15 protein-coding genes and 1 pseudogene are annotated in these 19927 nt (G+C 51.1%); 10 read left to right on the forward strand and 6 right to left on the reverse strand.

Features of this window, described 5'->3' with window-relative positions:
• Window positions 1-2: 2 nt before the first annotated feature.
• From CZ345_RS06340 to msrA, 9 genes and pseudogenes are all read left to right on the forward strand, one after another.
• Complete coding sequence (locus tag CZ345_RS06340) at window positions 3-935, forward strand: glycosyltransferase family 2 protein (RefSeq protein WP_077072341.1); 933 nt, start codon at window positions 3-5, stop codon at window positions 933-935.
• A gap of 6 nt (window positions 936-941) precedes the next feature.
• The gene (locus CZ345_RS06345; RefSeq protein ID WP_144277272.1) at window positions 942-3095 is read left to right on the forward strand and encodes a glycosyltransferase family 2 protein; all 2154 of its coding nucleotides are present in this window, start codon (window positions 942-944) and stop codon (window positions 3093-3095) included.
• Between the two features lie 47 nt (window positions 3096-3142).
• The gene (locus tag CZ345_RS06350; RefSeq protein ID WP_077072342.1) at window positions 3143-5878 is read left to right on the forward strand and encodes a polysaccharide pyruvyl transferase family protein; all 2736 of its coding nucleotides are present in this window, start codon (window positions 3143-3145) and stop codon (window positions 5876-5878) included.
• 17 nt (window positions 5879-5895) lie between these two features.
• Window positions 5896-6642, forward strand: a complete 747-nt coding sequence (locus CZ345_RS06355) for a glycosyltransferase (protein WP_077072343.1) — start codon at window positions 5896-5898, stop codon at window positions 6640-6642.
• 457 nt (window positions 6643-7099) lie between these two features.
• Window positions 7100-8230, forward strand: coding sequence for a UDP-galactopyranose mutase (gene glf / locus CZ345_RS06360; protein ID WP_077072344.1), 1131 nt, complete (start codon window positions 7100-7102; stop codon window positions 8228-8230).
• A gap of 380 nt (window positions 8231-8610) precedes the next feature.
• Complete coding sequence (galE, locus tag CZ345_RS06365; RefSeq protein ID WP_077072345.1) at window positions 8611-9627, forward strand: UDP-glucose 4-epimerase GalE; 1017 nt, start codon at window positions 8611-8613, stop codon at window positions 9625-9627.
• Between the two features lie 291 nt (window positions 9628-9918).
• Window positions 9919-10302, forward strand: a pseudogene (locus CZ345_RS06370) (Fur family transcriptional regulator); the annotation flags it as partial.
• 468 nt (window positions 10303-10770) lie between these two features.
• On the forward strand, window positions 10771-11871 hold the full coding sequence (locus tag CZ345_RS06380) for a cytochrome c biogenesis protein/redoxin (protein WP_077072348.1): 1101 nt from the start codon (window positions 10771-10773) through the stop codon (window positions 11869-11871).
• Window positions 11868-13001, forward strand: a complete 1134-nt coding sequence (msrA, locus tag CZ345_RS06385; RefSeq protein ID WP_077072349.1) for a peptide-methionine (S)-S-oxide reductase MsrA — start codon at window positions 11868-11870, stop codon at window positions 12999-13001. Before CZ345_RS06380 ends, msrA begins: the two co-directional genes overlap by 4 nt.
• Before the next feature lie 504 nt (window positions 13002-13505).
• Here msrA and CZ345_RS06390 read toward each other — a convergent pair.
• The 4 genes from CZ345_RS06390 to CZ345_RS06405 form a co-directional block, all read right to left on the reverse strand.
• Window positions 13506-14717, reverse strand: a complete 1212-nt coding sequence (locus CZ345_RS06390) for a metallophosphoesterase (RefSeq protein ID WP_077072350.1) — start codon at window positions 14715-14717, stop codon at window positions 13506-13508.
• 103 nt (window positions 14718-14820) lie between these two features.
• A complete protein-coding gene (locus tag CZ345_RS06395) occupies window positions 14821-15243 on the reverse strand; it encodes a hypothetical protein (RefSeq protein WP_077072351.1) in 423 nt (140 codons plus the stop codon).
• 14 nt (window positions 15244-15257) lie between these two features.
• Window positions 15258-15779 (reverse strand): NUDIX domain-containing protein, encoded by a 522-nt coding sequence (locus tag CZ345_RS06400; protein ID WP_077072352.1) that lies wholly within the window; start codon window positions 15777-15779, stop codon window positions 15258-15260.
• A gap of 18 nt (window positions 15780-15797) precedes the next feature.
• On the reverse strand, window positions 15798-16424 hold the full coding sequence (locus CZ345_RS06405) for an L-threonylcarbamoyladenylate synthase (RefSeq protein WP_239446633.1): 627 nt from the start codon (window positions 16422-16424) through the stop codon (window positions 15798-15800).
• A 37-nt stretch (window positions 16425-16461) separates the two neighbouring features.
• Here CZ345_RS06405 and CZ345_RS06410 point away from each other — a divergent pair, with 37 nt between their 5' ends.
• The gene (locus CZ345_RS06410; RefSeq protein ID WP_077072353.1) at window positions 16462-16938 is read left to right on the forward strand and encodes a 23S rRNA (pseudouridine(1915)-N(3))-methyltransferase RlmH; all 477 of its coding nucleotides are present in this window, start codon (window positions 16462-16464) and stop codon (window positions 16936-16938) included.
• 303 nt (window positions 16939-17241) lie between these two features.
• Here CZ345_RS06410 and CZ345_RS06420 read toward each other — a convergent pair whose 3' ends face one another.
• Window positions 17242-17871: a chloramphenicol acetyltransferase gene (locus CZ345_RS06420; protein ID WP_077072355.1), complete on the reverse strand. Its 630-nt coding sequence runs from the start codon at window positions 17869-17871 to the stop codon at window positions 17242-17244.
• 227 nt (window positions 17872-18098) lie between these two features.
• Window positions 18099-19706 (reverse strand): DNA repair protein RecN, encoded by a 1608-nt coding sequence (locus CZ345_RS06425; RefSeq protein WP_077072356.1) that lies wholly within the window; start codon window positions 19704-19706, stop codon window positions 18099-18101.
• Between the last annotated feature and the right edge of the window lie 221 nt (window positions 19707-19927).

Genomic DNA, 19927 nt, shown 5'->3' on the forward strand with positions numbered 1-19927 from the left:
CCATGGACGTGAAGATTTCTGTCGTCGTTCCCATCTATAATATGGAGAAGTTCATCCTCCATGCCGTAACCTGTTTGAAAGAACAGGATATGGAGGATGTTGAATTTCTCCTTATCAATGATGGTTCTACAGACAGAACAATGGAAATACTTACGGAACTTGTGGAAGGCGACTCGAGATTCCGCATTCTCTCCATAGAAAACCACGGCTATGGTTATGCCTGCAACTACGGCATGAAGCATGCACGCGGTGTTTACACTGCCATTTATGAACCTGATGATTCCATAGATAGCGATTTTTATTCCACATTATATGAATATGCTGAACGCTATCCCCACGCCGATGTTATCCGGTACAACGGATTTTATAAAAATATAAACGGCGTAAAAAGCAGATTATATATGTGGGAAGAAAAATATACGGATCAGATACTGGATAAGTATCAGATGAAGCGCTTCTGGCGTTCTCACCCATCCGTATATAACGGCATGTATCGCACGGAATTTCTCAGAACAAAGAATGTTGTTTTTTGTGAAAGCCCCGGGGCATCCTTTCAGGATGTCACGTTCATGATTTCTCTTTTTTATAGCAATCCTTCAATTTATATCATCAATAAGTTGAAGTATTACTATACAATTCATGATAAACAATCTATAAATAATATTTATTCAAAAATAGATAATATTATTATGAATTGGAACAGCGAATATAATTGGATAAAAGAAAAAGGTATAAATGATAAATCGTTTTTTACATATAAAATTTGTATGCAAGCATATAGTATTTTAAAAAAAATAAAAGATAGAAATATAAAAAATAAAATATATAAAGCGGTCAATATTTTTTTTTGTGATGGCTTGGTGGACTGCGGCGTGGCGACATTGAAGCAGAAATGTATTTGTCGTTTGTTATTTATAAAAACATTTATCAGGTAGGGATGGATGATGGAACTTTTTAAAGATGTAAATGTTGGCGTTGATAACCCATGTCTCACAGAGGACGCGCTGTTTTTTTTCAAAGGTATGCAGCTTGATACCCGGTCCATAATGCCGACACTTGATGTCAGCAGACTTGCTGAGGAAGGAGGGCAGGTTTCCAGAAATATTTCGTTTGTTGGTGAAATCGTTGTCAGAATGGGAATCTGGAGGGATTTCTATTCCTATACTTGGATTTTCGAAAAGACCTTGAAGAGTGACACGATTACTACGGAATCTCTGAGTATTGACCTTCATGGGCTGACGTCGGGTAGTCTTGAAATTAAAATTTATGCCAGAGAAGACAGTGCAGTATTTTTTGCTGAAAATAAAGCTGAACGTATAGATAACGTACAAAATGAGCATGTGCTGTACAGATTTATTTTCCCCTCGTTGGAGTATTGTTCTGAAGAAGAAATATACTGCAAGCACTCTGGAAAGGGTATTTATTACTCCTTTGAAGATAAGTATGTGCATTTCGACGAAAAAGGAACGCTGGACCTCTTGACCTATTTTAATGCATTTAGTGCATGTAAATGGTCGAAGTATACCAATATTGAACATCTTTCTCTGTTTTTTGACTTTCAGGGCAAGGCGTTGGTGTCTCTTGTCCAGCAGACGGAACAGGGACAAGTTGTACTGGATAAGTTCGTCCTTTCTTCGGAAGAGCGTGCCAGTTTCCTGTATCCTCTGGCGATGCTTCCCAAGGAGGGCATTCTCGGTTGCCGCATAGAAGCGGAAGAGGGTAGTGCCCTTTTCGGAGGCGGTTATCTTTCGGAAGATGTACCTGTGCAGGAAGTGAAGCTGGGTATCGGTATTACTTCTTTCCGGCGTGAACAAGCCGTGACCAGTGCGGTATCCCGTTTAACTAGAGCTATTGCAGCGCATCCCGTCTATCATGATAAAATTGCCGTGACTGTCGTTGACAACGGACAGACGCTCAGTGCCGAACAACTGCCGGGAGCTACTCTTATTCCCAACAGAAACCTTGGGGGGACGGGCGGCTTCATGCGGAACCTACTCCATTATAAGGATGAGGGAAGTTTCACTCACTGCCTGTTTATGGACGATGACGCCAGCTGTGAGGCCGAGTCCATTTTTCGCAGTATGCGCTTCATGGAGCATGCCAAAGATGCATCCATGGCCATAAGCGGAGCCATGCTTTCGGAGAACGTGAAGTTCATGCAGTGGGAAAATGGTGCGTGGTTTGACAAGTGCTGCCATCCGCTGCATTGCAATTACGATTTGCGCAAGCCGGAAGTGCTGCTTGACAATGAAAAAGAAGATGCTCCAGAGCCTACCTACGGAGCCTGGTGGTTCTTTATGTTCCCTATTAGGAAAGTTTCCATGTACTCCTTCCCTTTCTTTGTGCGTGGGGATGATATTGAATTTTCTTATACCAACAAGTTTCAGATTGCCCGCATGAATGGCATCGCTACATGGCAGGAAGATTTCAAAATCAAGGAATCTCCCATGACATTGTATCTTGATGTCCGTTCTCATGTGCTTCATCATCTTGTTCTGGAACATATTGACCACGGTCCTGCCCAGATACTGAAAATGGTGTGGGCCTTTTTCCATCGTTTTAACTGGGCGTATCAGTATGATACGGCCAATGCCATTGCCATGTCGTTTTCCGATATGCTGGAAGGTCCGAAATATTGGCTGGACAATATGGATACTGGAAAAATCAGGGCGAAAATCAAGGAAAAGTACACTATGGAGGCCTCACGGCCCCTGCGTAAAAATTACCTGGACGTGCCGGAAGCCGTGGAAAATGTGCGCCTTCCGTTCTGCACCAAATTCATCCGCCGAGTGTCGTTGAACGGACATTTGTTGCCCGGTTGCATGGTACGCAAAGGAATCAGTCGCCTGAACAAATATCAGGTTCCGTTCATAGATCGTGTCTTTTTGCGTGATGAAGTTCTTGTATGCAATGAAATCAGCAAGATGGAAATAGTACTGAAGCGCAACCCCAGATACTTTATTAGAAATATTTTTTGGATGATTAAAAATTCCATAATTTTTTTGAATAATTATAGTAAATTAAAGACTGAATATAGAAAATTTTTAATTTCATTGAAGGAAGATAGATTTTGGAGAAATACATTCAGTATATGATATTATATATAAAATAGTAAAAGTAAACTTCAATAATGGAGAATGTTATGTTCAATAATTCCATAGTTACGGTTGCATCTTCTCTTTGTACAGGATGCTCTGCATGCTATAACGTGTGTCCAAAGAATGCTATTCGAATGGACTATGATGATGAGGGATTCTGGCATCCTGTTATACAGGAATCTCTTTGTGTAAATTGTGGCCTTTGTAAAAAGGTATGTCCTGCCGATGATGTGTTAAAGATGCATAAAGACAGGCCAGACTGCTTTGCTGTAATGGCTGCAGATGAGGTACTTAGAAAAAAAAGCTCTTCTGGAGGGATGTTCGGCTTGCTTGCTGACTTTGTGCGTCAGCAGGGAGGTTACGTCTGTGGTGCGGCCTTTTCCAGCGAGCTGACTCTGCAACATGTTGTAGTATCAGCTCAAGAGAGCCTTGAACCATTGCTGGGCAGTAAATATGTACAAAGCTATGTAGGAAGAATTTTCAGGGAAGTAAAGGAACTTCTTGAGAAAAATCAGTGGGTTCTTTTTTGCGGAACTCCCTGTCAGGTCGCCGGTCTTAATAAGTTTTTGAATAAGGAATATGATAAGCTGATAACGGCCGACTTGATGTGTCATGGAGGGCCTTCTCCCAAAGCTTTTAAAAAGTATGTAGCAGAGGCATTTCCTCATGAAACAGTCGTTGATTACCGTTTTCGTGAAAAGACTCTTCATGGTTGGGGACATTCAGAAACTGTATATTTAAAAAATAAAAAAGAAATTCGCAGGATAAAGGGACCTAGTTCTTTTTTCAGAATTTTTCGTTCTTGCATTTCCGTGAGAGAAAGCTGCGGTACATGTAAGGCTGCTAGCCTTCCACGTCAGGGAGATTTTACCCTTGCTGACGCATGGCTGATTAGACAGATTTCTTCATCCTTCGATGATGGACACGGCACTTCTATCGTGAGTGTCAACAGTGCCAAGGCTGAAAAACTTTTTGATGTCCTGAAAGGTAGGATGAAACTTTGTGAGCCTATTCCTCTGGACTGGGTACTGACTCATGGTCAGCCGATGAATCGTCCGTTTAAAGCGACACCATTTCATCATAAGAGGTTTTTTGAGCTTCTGCGCTCCAATACTTTTGAAAGAGCAGCATCTTATACGTTGCAGGGAAAGTTTGATGTCGCTGTAGTTGGTGTCTGGTATGGATGTAACTACGGTAGTCTCCTTACATATTACTCTTTATACAGCTATTTAAAATCATTGGGACTTCTTGTGTTGATGGTGGATAAATCGCCAATTGCCAAAGGAGACCCGGAGCTGAATCCCAAGTTCCACTCTCGCAAGTTCTGTATTCGTCATTATGGAGACAGGATGAGCCATCCTCGTCTCCCTGAAAAAATGTTTGAACTCAATAAATTTGCCGATACCTTTATTCTCGGATCTGACCAGGTATTACATAAAAATTGTCTAGAATTTACAAAAAATTCTTTTCTGCTGAATTTTGTTGATGATACAAAAAAGAAAATAGCTTTTTCTTCTTCTTTTGGTCATGAGACTGATTCCAATCCGCCGGAAAAGCGTGCTGAAATCGGTCATCTGTTGCGACGGTTTGACCATATAGGCTTGCGGGAAGAAACGGGCGTTCAGATTCTTAGGGATAATTATGGCGTTAATGATGCGACAACCGTTGTTGATGCTATTTTTCTTAATGATGCTGCATTTTATAAAAAATTATCAGAAGAATCTTTACTTACTGAAAAAGAACCTTTCATTGTTACATATATTCTTGACCCTAACCCTGAAATCAAAAAAGCCTTGCTTCATATTTCCAGTCAGCTGAAGTGTAAGCTCATTAATTTGCTGGATGGTGCTACGTTCAGATTTGCAAAGAATGCGGAAGCTCTTGGATTGGACGCAGTGGAAAATCTGGAAGTACAGGACTGGTTATATTATTTCTGTAATGCCAGATTTGTTGTTACCGATTCGTATCACGGGACTTGCTTCTCTGTACTTTTAAATAAGGATTTCATTACGTTTGCCAATCCAAAAAGAGGGCTTGCCCGATTTAAAACTATTCTGACAATGACTGGTTTGGAAAGCAGAATTGTTTTTGACCCTAAAGATGTATTACATAATAAAAAGCTGTTTGAGTCTATTGATTATACACCTGTTAATAGTGTAATGGCGAACCAAATCGACAGGACAAAGTCTTGGCTGCAGAATGCACTCTTTTCTCCAAAGAGAATTGTCAATGATGCCAAGTGGAGTCTTGAAGTGGTAAATACTATAGAAAATACAAATAATGAATATGAGCATTATTTGACCTTGACTTCTGGTGAAGATGCTCTTGTGCGACATACAGAGCTTTCTGATTATTTAGACAGATTGAGGAGCGATATATCTAGGTATCTTATTTTGATATCGGTCAAGGATACTCCCGGTCTCGCTTTAAATAAGAGAATTGCTGTAAAGCTTAATGACATAGGGGTGGTCAACGATCTTGTAAATAAACATTGGCATGGATTTATTTCTGTTATTAATGGTGGAAAGAATATATTTGAATCGCTTGCTGATAATAAAGTGGTTCATTATTCTGGATATATAGAAGGAAACTATATTGATATTGACAGTAAACCATTTAAACAAGGAAATGTTTCAAGAATACTTATTAATGGAAAAAATTTCTCATTGAATAGGAGAGGATTAAACTTTGTTATTTTTGATATTGCAAAAAATAAAGTAGTGGATATAGTTAATTTTGATACTCATATGAATGAATGTTATTGCACTAGAGTTGAATAGATATAATAGGAGATAAAATGAGTACAGCTGTTATTTTTTCCTGTGATAATAATTATAGTGTTGGTGTTTATATTAATATTATTGCAATCGAAAAGAATAATCATGTATTAATAGATAAATATATAGTGTATGCAGATTCGTGGGATGAGGAAAATATTGCTAAAATAAAATCAATTTCTAATAAAGTTGAAATAATTTCATTTGATAAAAATAGTTTTTTAATGGAGAATGAAAAATTTAATAATCATGCCATTTCTTCTTTTATAGATAAATGGGGACATTTTAAATTAGGATTTTCAATTTATTTATTACAACTTAATAATTTTGATCGTATTATATTTCTTGATGCAGATGTTTTAGTTCTTTCCGATATCTCTTATTTGAATACTATTGAATCCATAGGATGGAGATCTGGTATTTTAACGTATGATTATAATAAAGAAAAGTTGCAAAGACCTAATGCTGGTGTATTAGTTTTTCATAAGTCAATTCCTTATGAGCTTATGGCTCAAAAGTATTGTGAATATGTTTTAAAATTTAAATCTGATGAGTTAGCATTACTTATACTTGCATATGATTTAAATATTAATGTTATAAATTTAAATTTTGAATATAATTATGTTTATATAGCAAGAAATTTATTAAATACTAAAGAAGATATAAAAATATATCATTGTGTAGGAGATAAAAAAATATGGAATAGTGCTTTTTTAAGAATGCTTTTTCCTGAATTTAATCATGATTTAAAAACTTTGGAAGAATAGAATGTCAAAAAGATGAAATTTTTAGTACAAGAGCTGATTTTATTAAACATATGCATGAATTTAATTTATATAAAAAAATTATTTCATCAATAGATATATATAATAAAAATATTTGCTTTGATTTTAAATTAATATCAGAAAATATATATGTATGGTATTATAAGGATTATAAGTCTTTAAGATTTAGAATAAGAAATACAAAATTTTATAGTTTTAGATGTTATTTTGACATTACAAATAAAAATAATAATTTTATAGAATATATAAAAATTAAATGTAATTTATTATATTTGAATAAATATACATATCATAAATATAATAATGAAAAAAGTACATTATATATAGATTGTGAATATAAAAATATAAATAAAATATTTAATGATATGATAGCAGATTTTACTTCTATTATAGAAGAATATAATAAAGAATGTGTTTATAATTTGGTTAGGAGTTCACTATGCAATACCTTATCGTAGGTTCCGGTTTCTGGGGGGCTACCATTGCCGAGCGCATTGCTACGGTGATGAAAGAGCCTGTGACGGTCATCGACAAGCGCGGCCATATCGGCGGCAACTGCCATTCCTCGCTGGATGAGGAAACGGGCATTGAATGCCACCGCTACGGTTCGCACATCTTCCACACCTCGCTTCCCGAGGTATGGGAATACATCAACAAGTTCGGAGAATTCACCAGCTATCAGCACAAGGTGTTCATTACCTACAAGGGCAGGGTGTACACCATGCCCATCAACCTGAGCACCATCAATGCCTTTTACGACAAAAACTTCCGCCCTGCGGAGGCAGCGGCGTTTCTGGAAGCGGAAATTGCGCGCGACTTCATTGCGGAGCCGAAGAATCTTGAGGAAAAGGCCATATCCCTTATCGGACGCCCTTTGTATGAGGCGTTCATCAAGGGCTATACGCACAAGCAGTGGGAACACGACCCGCGCGAACTGCCCGCGTCCATCATCAGCCGCCTGCCGTTCCGCACCACCTACAATGCCAACTACTTCAACGATACCTGGCAGGGGGTGCCGAAGGACGGCTACTTCAGCATCTTCAAGCGCATGCTGGAAAACCCGCTCATCACGCTGAAGCTGAACTGCGATTACGAGAGGATCAAGGCGCAGATTCCTTCCGACTGCACGGTCATTTACACCGGTATGCCGGACCAGCTTTTCCAGTACAGGTACGGGGAACTGGAATGGCGTTCCCTGCGCTTTGAATGGGAAACGCTGCCGGTGCAGGATTACCAGGGCACCACGGTGATGAACTATGCGGATGTGGAAGTGCCCTTCACGCGGCTGCATGAATTCAAGCACTATCACCCGGAACGCAAAGAACCCTTTGCGTTGAACAAAACGGTGATCTGCCGGGAATACTCCAAAACCTACAAGAAGGGCGACGAAGCCTACTATCCCGTAAACAACGCGCGCAACAACGAAATGTACGCGAAGTATGCGGAAGAAGCGGCGAAGGTGCCGAATCTCATCCTCGGCGGACGCCTCGGCGCGTACCGCTACTGGGATATGGACAAGGCCATTGCCGATGCTTTGAAGGTGTTTGAAACCCGCATTCTGAAGAAGTAATGCCCAGCCCCGCTTCCGGCTTTCCGGGAGCGGGGCTCTTGAGATGGGTATGCCCGTTTGACGGGCACGGGTGGTTCGCAATCCTTTTCCCTTCGTCTTTTTATATATTGTGGCCGGTATTCTGCGCAGCTTTTCCTCACTTCCCTGTGACGGAAGGCTGCCCGGCGGAGTTTTTAAAGCCGTATGCATACCTATGCTGTAACGCTGCCGGCCACAGTCAAAGAGGCGGGCTTTCTTTGCGCTGCGAGTCTTTCGGCAGAAGTCTGCCGCGCAGGGGCTGGAGGCAGGTTGAGGAAGGATGCCATGTCTGCCGTCCATGCAGGCTCGGGCAGGGAATTGCGAATGCCGGGAAAATTTTCGTATCCTTATAAGGAGACCTCATGAACATCTTGCTGGCCGGCGGGGCCGGATACATAGGTTCGCACACGGCGGTGAGTCTGCTGGAAGCAGGTCACGGCGTGGTGATAGCGGACAACTACCGCAACAGCAGCCCGGAAGTGGTGAAGCGGGTGGAAAAGCTCACGGGCAGGAGCGTGCCCGCGTACAACGTGGACGTGCGCGACGGCGCAGCCCTTCTTGCCGTGATGGAAAAGCATCCTGTGGACTGCGTGATCCATTTTGCGGGCCTGAAGGCCGTGGGCGAATCGGTAAAAAAGCCCGTGGAATATTACCGCAACAACATCGACACCACGCTGACGCTGCTGGAATGCATGAAGAAGACCGGGGTGCGGAACTTCGTGTTTTCCTCTTCCGCCACGGTGTACGGTGAGGAAAACCCCGTTCCCTATGTGGAGACCATGAAGAAAGGTTCCTGTTCCAACCCTTACGGGTGGACCAAGTCCATGATGGAGCAGATTCTTGAAGATGCGGCCGTGGCGGACGGGGAGCTTTCCGTAGTGCTGCTGCGCTACTTCAACCCCATAGGGGCGCACGCTTCGGGCGAAATAGGGGAAGACCCGCAGGGTATTCCGAACAATCTCATGCCCTACATCGCGCAGGTGGCCGTGGGCAGGCGCGATCATCTGACCATATTCGGCAACGACTATCCCACGCCGGACGGAACCTGCCGCCGCGACTACATTCATGTGGCGGATCTTGCGGAAGGCCATGTGAAGGCGGTGGAGTTCGCCGCGGCGCACAAGGGGCTGGAAGTGTTCAACCTCGGCACGGGAACTCCGTACAGCGTGCTGGAAATAGTGAAGGCCTTTGAACGCAACAGCCATGTTGCGGTGAAGTACGAGTTCGGCCCCCGCCGTGCGGGCGATCTGCCCGAGTTCTGGGCCGATGCCGGGAAGGCGCGGACCATGCTGGGCTGGCAGGCAAGGCGCAGCCTTGACGACATGTGCCGCGATACCTGGAACTGGCAGAAAAAGAATCCCCAGGGCTACCGCGCGTAACGTGCTGTGGAAAGCAGAAAAGAAGCCGGAATCTCACGCAGGTTCCGGCTTCTTTTTTAATCTTCCATGTGCAGGAAGCGGGAGAAAGGCTGCAGGAACTTTGGCGGAACAAGGGCGCAGCCCTTGAGGGAAGGGGGAAGTGCAGGCTTTGCCGGGAACATGCGGCGCTTTTGCGGCGAGCCGGAAAAAGAGCGTGTTGCCGACCTCCCGCACACGGAAGAAAAATGCTTGACAGAGGGAGAGGGATTTTTCTATTTTTAAAAATAGAATAATTCTAATTTTCAGGTAACAAATATGCGCTATGAAAAAAGTATTCTGGACATGGTTCATACGGCCAACACGCATATGACGGCGGAGCAGGTATTTCTTGCCTTGAAGCAGCGCTTCCCCTCCGTAGTGCTGGCCACGGTTTATAATAATCTGAACAGTCTCCTTCAGCAGGGAAAGATTCGTAAAATCAGTGTGGAGGGCGGGGCGGACCGATATGACGGCAATACGCGGCACGATCATCTGGTCTGCCTGCGCTGCGGGGAACTTCAGGATATTTCTCTTGCCGACATCACGGCGGAGCTTGAGCGGCAGACGGGCTTTCCCATTGAAGGGTACGATCTCAAAGTCCGCTATCTCTGCCCCCGGTGCCGGAAGGAGCAGGGCGGAACCTCCGGCGCGGACTGACCGGGGCGCAGGAGAGAGGAAAGCCTGCATGGTAAGGAAACGGCCGGAATTTCCGCATGATTCCCGAATGATGCCTGCCGAAAGGGGCTGCCGCAACCAGTTCCCCTTCCTTCGCCTGATCCGGGAGGGCAAGAAAGCACGCCCGGCCGCCTGCCGCAAGGAAAACGCCCGCTCCTGCGAAAGGGGGAGGAAAACAGAGGAGAGGATATTTCTGAAAGCCGGGCCTTCTCGCCGCACCATGCGGTAAAGGCGGGCAGACAGAGGGGGACATTTTTTCGGCGGGCATATCCGCCTTCTGAAGTTGCCGGGCAGAACTACGGCGTCGTCATGTTTTCTGCCGGATGCCCGGAACGGAGAAAGAGGCGCATATTCCGCCCGGCAAAGTGCTGTACGGCAGGTCTGCAACCTGCCGCTTCGGGTAAAACATTCAGCGCCTGCATGTCAGGCTTTCCTCCGGGAGGTGATTCTTTGGATCTTCATTTCGGACTCTGCGCGGCGGTATTTTCCGCAGGAATATTTTCTTTCTTTTCGCCATGCATCCTGCCGCTTCTGCCGCTGTATTTCGGCTATTTTTCTTCCGACGGGCAGGCCCTTTCTCCCTTTGCCGACAGAATGAAGAAAACATTCGCCTTTGTGGCGGGCGTTTCCACGGTATTTTTTCTCATGGGGCTTGGGGCCGGTTTTGCCGGGGCCCTTTTTCAGAACAAAATGTTCCTGGTGTTCTGCGGCGCGCTCATTGTCCTTATGGGCATACATCAGACAGGGCTGCTGGAAATTCCCCTGCTGAACCGCACGCGGGCCTTTTCTTCTCCCGTGGCTCCCGGAAAGGGACTGCTCGGCGCGTTTGCACTCGGCTTTTTCTTTTCCTTCGGGTGGACGCCGTGCGTGGGGCCTGCGCTGGCCATGGTGCTCGGGATTTCCCTTCAGCAGGGCGATGCGCTGACGGGCGGCATTCTGCTCCTCTTCTATGTGGCGGGATTCACCCTGCCGTTTCTGCTGCTGGCGGCGGGTTCCCGGGTGCTTTTAACCAGAATCCGCGGTCTGTACCCGTATCTCGACAAGATCAAGGTTGCGGGCGGCCTGCTGGTGATGACCATGGGCATATGGATGATTGCCGCCCAGCTCATCACGCCCCCGCAGCAGATGGAAGGCAATACGCTCAGCGGAGCCACAGTTTCCCGGGAGGACTGGGCGGGCAAACCCGTCTATCTGAAGTTCTGGGCCACCTGGTGCCCGGCCTGTCTTGCAGGCCTTGGGGAATTTCAGGAACTTGCGGAGGAATACGCCGGTCGTGACGATGTAGTCATTTATTCCGTAATAGCGCCCGGCATTCATAACGAAATGGACCGGAAAACCTTTTCCGACTGGGCAAACGGCCAGAAGTTCACGTTTCCCGTTCTTTTCGATGAAGGCGGAAGCATGGGGATGCAATACGGCATAAGGGCCTATCCCACCTCGGTATTTCTGGACGGAAAAGGCAATGTGGCCTTTGTCCGCATCGGGCACATGGGAAATGAGGAAATCCGCAACCGCCTTGCAGAACTGGCAAAGAAGGAGGCACAGGAATGAAACGCGCGTTGTTGATGCTGGCTGCGGCCGGCTGCCTGCTGTGTTCCTTTGCCGGTGGGGCCGTTGCCGTTACGAAGGAGGCTCCCATCATGAAAAACGACATACATGCGGCTGCAACGATTGAGGATCAGAACTGGAGAACGTGGAACGATGCGCCGCGCCTGAGGGAAATTTTCTATGCGGGCGGCTGCTTCTGGGGCGTGGAAGCCTATTTTTCCCAGATTCCCGGAGTGCGGGACGTGACGGTGGGCTATGCCAACGGCACGACGGAGCGCCCCTCCTACGAGCAGGTATGCAGCGGCCGGACGGGCCATGCGGAAACCGTTCATGTGATTTATGACCCGGAAGTGATCGGCCTGAAAAAGCTGACCGAACACTTTTTCAAAATCATCAACCCGCTTTCGTCGAACCGGCAGGGAAACGATGTGGGCAGTCAGTACCGGAGCGGCATCTACTATACCGATGAGGCGGATCGTCAACTTCTGCGCGCCGTACTGGATGCAGAGCAGAAAAAGTATGCTTCTCCCATTGTGACGGAGCTGCTCCCCCTGAAGAATTATTACCTGGCGGAAGACTATCATCAGGACTATCTGGTCAAGAATCCGGGAGGCTACTGCCATATCGACTTTTCCGGTCTGTCCGAGTTCGGCCGGATGGTCGATCCTGCCGACTACGCAAAACCTTCGGATGAGGTCCTCCGGGCCAGACTTACCGGGGAACAGTACATGGTCACGCAGAAGGGGCATACCGAACATGCGTATTCGGGCGAGTACGATCATCTCTTTGAGCCCGGCATCTATGTGGATATCGTGACGGGGGAACCGCTGTTCCTTTCTTCCGACAAGTTCGATTCCGGCTGCGGGTGGCCCAGCTTTTCCCGCCCCATTGAACCGGAAGTGATTGTGGAATACCCCGACAACAGCTACGGCCTGAGGCGTACGGAGGTACGCAGCCGCGTGGGCGACAGCCATCTTGGTCATGTCTTCAACGACGGTCCGGCCAGACTGGGCGGTCTGCGTTACTGCATCAACAGCGCTTCTCTGCGCTTCATTCCCTATGAGGATATGGAAAAAGAAGGGTACGGGAAGTTCAAAAGTCTGGTGACGGACGCGGCTGTCCGGGAGAAGTAGCTCCGGAACAGCCTCGGCATTTCGAGTTCATCCCTGCAGGCCGCGGAGATTGTTCCCGCGGCCTTTTCTTATCTGATGCTTTGCCGAAGGGATGTGCTGCCTTACCGCAGGTTACTTTCCCTGGAAAAATCGCGGTGTTTTTCTGGAAGGCGTGGGGAATCCGCTTCCTGCAAGCCAGAGAGGCCGGGCGCATGCAGCCGTATTCCGTGCCGAAAAGAGATACTCCGTGCAGGAAGCGCTGGTGATCGAGGCTGAGGGGACGGGCTGAAACTGCCATGCGGACGGATTGTCTTCCCGGCCGGGGAGACTCGCCTGTAAAGAACTGCGTGGTGACCGTTTTGTTCCGAAGGGGCGGGTGTGCCTCGCGGGAAGCGCGTTTGTCAGCGGACACCCGGCCGGGGGCAGGAGCTTGCGGCAATACGGTATGAAGCCTCCGTTGCTCTGTTTGAAAGGAACGAGGCGGTCCGCCCCGCCATCTTTGGGGGAAGCGGCGGTTTGGCGTTTTCAGCTTTGGGAAGAGGCGGGGGCGTGCCTGAGCGTAAGAAGGGTTATTTCCGCCGCCACGCCGAGGCGCATGGGCACATAGCCCCACATGCCCGTGCCGGGGCTGACGTAAAGCGGCATGGAACCCGCCCGGTAAAGGCCGGAGCGGAATCCCCTGTTCATACGGGAAACAAGGGGAAAGAGGAAAAAGAACTGCCCTCCGTGCGTATGGCCGGAAAGCTGAAGGTGGCAGCCCAGTGCGGCGTTCTGTTCCGCGTTGCCCGGCCGGTGGGCCATGAGTATGCGCAGGCCTTCCCCTGCGCCCTGAAGCGCCTTTTGTGTATCGGGCGCGCCGAGGGAGGGATCTAGGCTGCGGAAAAGCACGGCGCACGGATCGGTTACCCCGGCGATGACGACGTTTCTCCCATGAACCTGATATTCCCGGTGTTCATTGACGAGTACGGTGAGTCCCCATGCGCGCCAGGTGTCCACCCAGTCGCGCAGGCCGGAATAATAGTCGTGGTTGCCGACGCTTACGGCAACGCCGAAGCGGGCGCGGAGCTTGGTAACGGGGTGGAGGAAGCGGCCGATGCGTTCGGGGGTGCCGTCCGCAAGGTCGCCGGTGATGAGCGTGAAATCCGGCTCCAGCGCATTGGTTCTGCGTACCACTTCCTCAAGCCATTCTCCGGTGAAGGTGGAACCTATGTGCAGGTCGCTCAGGTGTGCGATGGTAAGTCCTTCAAGCTCTTTCGGAAGGCCGCGTATGGTTACGTCCACCCTGTGCACGGAGGGGACGGCCAGCGCCCTTGTCATGCCGAAGGCCGCAGCCGCAAAGCTGAACAGCGCCATGCCGAGTTCCATGGGAACGGACAGGAGCGACGAAAAAAGCGCCTCCACGGCAGGGACGGGGCCGGGAAGAAACAGCGAGAGGGCAAAGGCAAGGGCAAGAAAAAGGTCGCGTACAAGTACGAGCCAGGAAAGTACCATGAACGCGGAGGAAATAAAGCCGCCCGCACGCATCAGGCGCAGGGGCAGGTTCGGCCGGAACGTAACGAGCAGGCGCATGCCCGTGATGGTCTGGGAAACAAGCAGCAGAAGAGCGGTGAGCGCCATTCTCCAGACCATGGGAACCGGTTCGTGCCACAGCAGGCTGAACGACATGTAGCCGGCCACGGCCAGCATGAAGGTGGTGCTTGATGCAAAGAACATGCGGTTGCGCGTGTAGTCGGCCATGGTATGTCCTGCACGGCGCGCGGCGCGAGAATCCGCGTGGATGATGTTGGGCAAAGGCATGGCCCCTGCGGCGGCCCGTGAAGAGCGGCCGCAGGGGGAAGACTTATTTGACGGCGATGTATTTTTCCATGGCCTGCGCGGAGCAGGTCTGCCCCCGCCAGAAGGCCGATGCCCAGAGTATGAGCACGGAGGCCTGCGCGTCGTCGAGCTGGCGGAACTTGGTTTCCAAGCTGCGGGGGCTGCAGCCGTATTTCTTGTACAGTTCCTTTCTGTCGCACTGCTCCATCACATGCAGCAGAAGGTGGGTGAGGCGCAGGTGAGAGGTGTCGATGACGAGGTTCTTGTGCGCTTCAATAATGGTTTTCAGTTCTGCGGGAGTGAACAGCGATTTCAGCGCGGTGACGGTGCCGAACCAGAGATCTATGGTCCAGGGAAGCATGAATTCCGCGCCTGCCGTGCGGCTGCGGAAATGTTCCCTGAGCCAGACATCCTGTTCTTCGGCTGAGTTGCGGCCGTAGTGGAACATGGCGACTCCGAATGCTAGAAGGGGCGGGTATAGGCAATGTCGCCGTAGGCGAGGGAAGGATCTTCCGCACAGGGCAGAAGCGGGCGGCGTCCTTCCAGCCAGTCGCGGAAATGCCCGATGATGCGGCTGTGATCGAAGCAGAGCGGACCGGGCAGCGCATCCAGCGGATAGAATGCGGCGTCTGCCGCGTCGTCTCCGGCCTGCAGCAGCTCGGGCTGCGCGGCGCGGCCCACGAACACCGTGGTGAGGGTATGGCAGCGCATGTCGCGCAGCGGCCAGGAATAAACGCCGAGAAGACCGATGAGCTCCACATCGAGCCCGGTTTCTTCCTTCATTTCGCGTACGGCGGCGTGTTCCGCGCTTTCGCCTTCTTCAATGAAACCTCCGGGCAGGGCCATGCCGAGAGGGGGCGTTCCGCGCCTGACCAGCACGATGCCGCGCGTTTCATCGTAAATGATGACGTCGGCCGTAGGCAGGGGATTGCTGTATTTGACGACGAGCGTGCCGCAGGAAGGGCAGTAACGGGGATGATTCATGCGTGATCCTTGAAGGTGTCAGAAGGTAAAGCCTGCGTCCTCCAGAGAGGAGGCGGGAAGCGCGCCCTGCCTGAGCAGGCGCAGACGGCGGTGCCCCAGCGGTTCCACAATGGTGCTGGCCTCGCCCCCGCCGGGAGCGGGGAGAGCGTCGAATACGCCGTCGGTTTCCGGGTTCAGGGAGGCGACAAGCTCCGCGTCGAGGGCGTCTGCGGAGGTCACGGCCGGTCTGCCGCTGATGTTGGCGCTTGTGGATACGATGGGAAAACCGCAGGCAAGCGCCAGTTCCCGGGCGGCGGGGTGCGAGCTTACGCGGGCGGCGATACGGCCGCTGCCGCCGGTAAGCGCTTCGGGCAGGCCGGAAACGACCGGCAGCAGCAGGGTGAGGGGGCCGGGCCAGAAGCGGCTGAGGATATCAAGATCTCCGGCAAGCTCGGGGCCGGGGCAGGCCACAAGGCCGAGCTGTTCCGCACTGCCGAGAATGACGGGCAGAGGCATGGACAGGGAACGGCGCTTGCACCGGAACACGCGCACGACGGCCGCTTCGTCGTCGGCACGGCAGCCTATGCCGAAAAAGGTTTCCGTGGGATAAATGAGCAGGCCGCCCATGTGTATGCGGCGGAATGCTTCCTGCCTGGTAAGAGTCACGCTTGCCTCCGTGGAAAGCTGGGCCTATAGTGAACAAATGAGTTTGAAACCTTTGCGAATCATGACGGTCGGCAGGCCGCACGCAACTTTCTGGAAGGATGCTGCGGCCCATTACATGGAACGGCTTTCCCGCTGGAGGCGGATGACGGAAACCATCATCCGCGATTCCGATCCCGCCCTGCCGGTGGCCCGGCGCGTGGAGGAAGAGGGCAAGCGCATCCTTGCGGCGCTTACGCCACAGGATATCGTGGTCTGCCTCGACGAGAAGGGGCGCTCCATGACGTCCAGAGAATTTTCACGCTTTTTGGACGGAATGTCTACCGATGCGACGCGGCGTCCGTGCTTTATCGTGGGCGGCCCCTTCGGTCTGCACGACAGCGTGAGGGAAAAGGCGCGTCACCTCATCGCCTTCGGCCCGCAGACGCTTCCCCACGAACTGGCCCGCGTGGTTCTGCTGGAACAGCTTTACCGGGCGGAAACGCTGCTGCGGAACATGCCGTATCATCATGACTGACCCTTGCGGGGATGTTTTCCGGCTCCCGGCGAAAAAGTCGGCGTGGCTGCGGAACATGCCTGCCTTCAGGCGCTTTTTGTGGAAAAGCCCCCTTGCCCTCTCCGGGTCCGGGCTTTTCAGGCCGTATGCTTCCCCTCGGTGTGTCTTTTCACGGTATTGAGCCTGATTCCCCGTTTCTCACGGCGGGGAGCCTCTTCCCGGTTCACGGGCCATATCCAGGAAGCGCTCCTGTCGCAGGGCTTTTTCCGGGAACGGGAAGAAGGCCGCGGCGGGCCGCGTTTTCCGCCGTGCGAAAAAAGACCGCTACTGCGGCGCGTCAAGAAAACGTTGCAGGTCGTCGGCCAGTTTTCCGAGATGGATGCCGTCCACAAAGGAATGATGCACCTGCACGGAGAAGGGCAGAAGCGTCCTTCCCTCTCTCACATGGTATTTTCCCCAGTCGAACAACGGATTCGCGCAGTCTTTCCTGCCGGAAATGGTGTGGGAAATGTGGGCGTAGGAGATCCACGGCATGGGGGAGAAGAGGAAGACGTCGTCATCGGGCGGGCCGGTGAAGTATTCCTTCTGCGCCCGCGCCTTTTCTCCGGCATCCTGCACATATTCCGCCATGTCGTCTTTCATGTCGGCCCGGACGAACTTGAAAAGTTCCGTTTCCCTGTCCAGCCAGGTGAAGGACGTATGAATCTGATCGAAGAGGACGACCTCTCCGTTCACAAAACGGTAGCGGAATTCCTCCACGAGGTTGGCGCATCGCGTCACGGCGTAGATGAGGGCAAGGGTGAAGGAATAGCCCCGGCCGCGGACAAAGGGCAGAAAATGCGAGATGTCCAGTTCAAAGCTGATGCAGTACTGCGGTTCCAGCGCGTGGCGGAAGAGCCGGCAATGCCCGGCACGCTTCCATGTCGCCATGTTCATGATGTGATAACCGGCCATGGTATGCCTCCCTGTTCGGGCATGAATCGTCGGTCAGGACGGAATATGTATACGAAAAGGCGGCATATTCCGTCAAATCCGGCTGCCTTTCCGGGAAAGTGGCCCCCGGTCCTCCGGCGGGAGCCGGCGCTTCGGGGAGGCGGGGCGCAAAATGGCGGCGCGTGCGGAACACAGCTTGGGAATGCCCGGAAGGGCGGAAGAGCAGAGAATTTTTGCACCGGCAGGCTTCAGTTTTCCTTTCCGGCCATCCTTTTCAACTCTTCGGCGCGGGCGCGTTCGTCCAGCGGGCGGCAGAGGGTGAAGGTTTCGTTGCCGCGTTCTTCCTTGCATACATGGAAATGCTGGGCTGCGCGGGCGGCAAGCTGCGGCCAGTGGGTGATGATGAGAAGCTGACGGCGGGAGGCGAGTTCGTTCAGGCGGTCGGACACGCGGTTCAGCGTCATACCGCCCACGCCTGCGTCGACTTCATCGAAAATGAGCGTGGCGTCTTCGCCGGTGGCCTGCACCCCCACCACGGCCAGCAGAAAGCGGGAAAGTTCGCCGCCCGAGGCGATCTTGTCCAGCGGCTGCGGATGCTGCCCCGGGTTGGGCGCCCAGAGCAGGCGGTAGCGGTCTTCCACACAGGCGGGACAGATGACCTTTACCTTGTCTTCCACCTGCGGCCATACCTCGTGGGGCGTGGCTTCCGGTTCCACATGAACACGCTCGGAAAAGCCGAGACCGGACAATTCCTTTTCCAGCGCGAGGCAGAAGCGGGTGGCGGCGTCTTTGCGGAGCGCGTTGCATTCTTCAAGTATCGCATGAAGTTTTTTGGAAAGTTCGCGTTCCTGCTTTTCCAGACGGTGCAGGTCCAGACCGCAGGCATCGAGAAAGGAAAGGTTTTCCGTGATTTCATCGCGCAGGCGCAGAATTTCCGGGATGCTCCGGCGCATACGGCGCTTGAGCTGGGAAAGCTCGTACAGGCGTTCTTCCAGCTCGTTGGCGTCGTACTCGCAGTCGGAAGAAGGGGTGGTGCGGAAACGGCGCGTCAGTTCCCGGGCTTCTTCCTCAAAGTTGAGCAGCGCTTCCAGCGAGGGGGAAAAGCTTTCATCGTCCTGGGAAAGGGCGTGCAGCAGGCGTTCCAGCTCACCGAGCTGCGCGGCAAGGCCTGCGCCTTCTCCGCCCAGCATGAGTTCCAGCCCCTGTTCGTACCGGCTGCGCAGATGTTCCACATTCTTCAGCTCCGCCCGGGCCTGTTCCAGGCGTTCTTCCTCTCCCTCTTCAGGGGCGACCTTTTCAATCTCCTTCTGCTGCATTTCCAGAAGTTCCCTCTTCTCGCTCAGCATGTCCATGCGGGCAAGAAGCGCACGCCGCTGTTCCGCCACGTTTCTGAGTTCCCGGATAAGGGCGTCCTTGCGGGCGATGATGCCGGGATCGGGCAGAAAGGAATCAATGAGCGAAGCCTGATACGAGGGCTGAAGCAGGCGCTGCTGTCCGTGTTGACTGACGTGAAAGAGCAGCCCCGGGCGCAGCGCGCGCACCGTATCCTGCGAGGTGAGGGAACCGTTGAGAAAGAAGTGACTTCTGCCGGAAGCGGCGGAAAGTTCGCGGCGGAGCACCACTTCCTCTTCTCCTTCCGGTCCCTTGCGGGTGAACAGAGCCTCTACCTGTGCCTTGTCGCGGCCGGGGCGCACCATGTCGGTGGCGAGCTTGTCCCCGAGAACGAAGTTGATGGCCTTGAGAATGAAGCTTTTCCCTGCGCCGGTTTCGCCCGTAAGAGCGTTCATCCCTTCGCCGAATTCCAGCTCCATGTCGTCTATCAGGGCAAGGCCGCGTATGCGCAGGTATTCCAGCATGATATCACCAGTAAAGAAAAGGTTGGGGCAGAAGCCCGATAGCACATCTTTCGTTGAAAAGTATTAAAAAGTCAAGAATAAATTTATTTTGTAAATAAATTGAAAATTGAATTTTGTTGCCGAAGAAGAAGGTGACGGGGAGAAGAAACCGGCTGCGGGACGCCGGGAAACACCTCCCCCGTGGAGAAGGCGGAAAGATGTACCGGCGCCGTCATCTCAGG

It is taken from the genome of Mailhella massiliensis, from assembly GCF_900155525.1.
Taxonomy (GTDB): domain Bacteria; phylum Desulfobacterota; class Desulfovibrionia; order Desulfovibrionales; family Desulfovibrionaceae; genus Mailhella; species Mailhella massiliensis.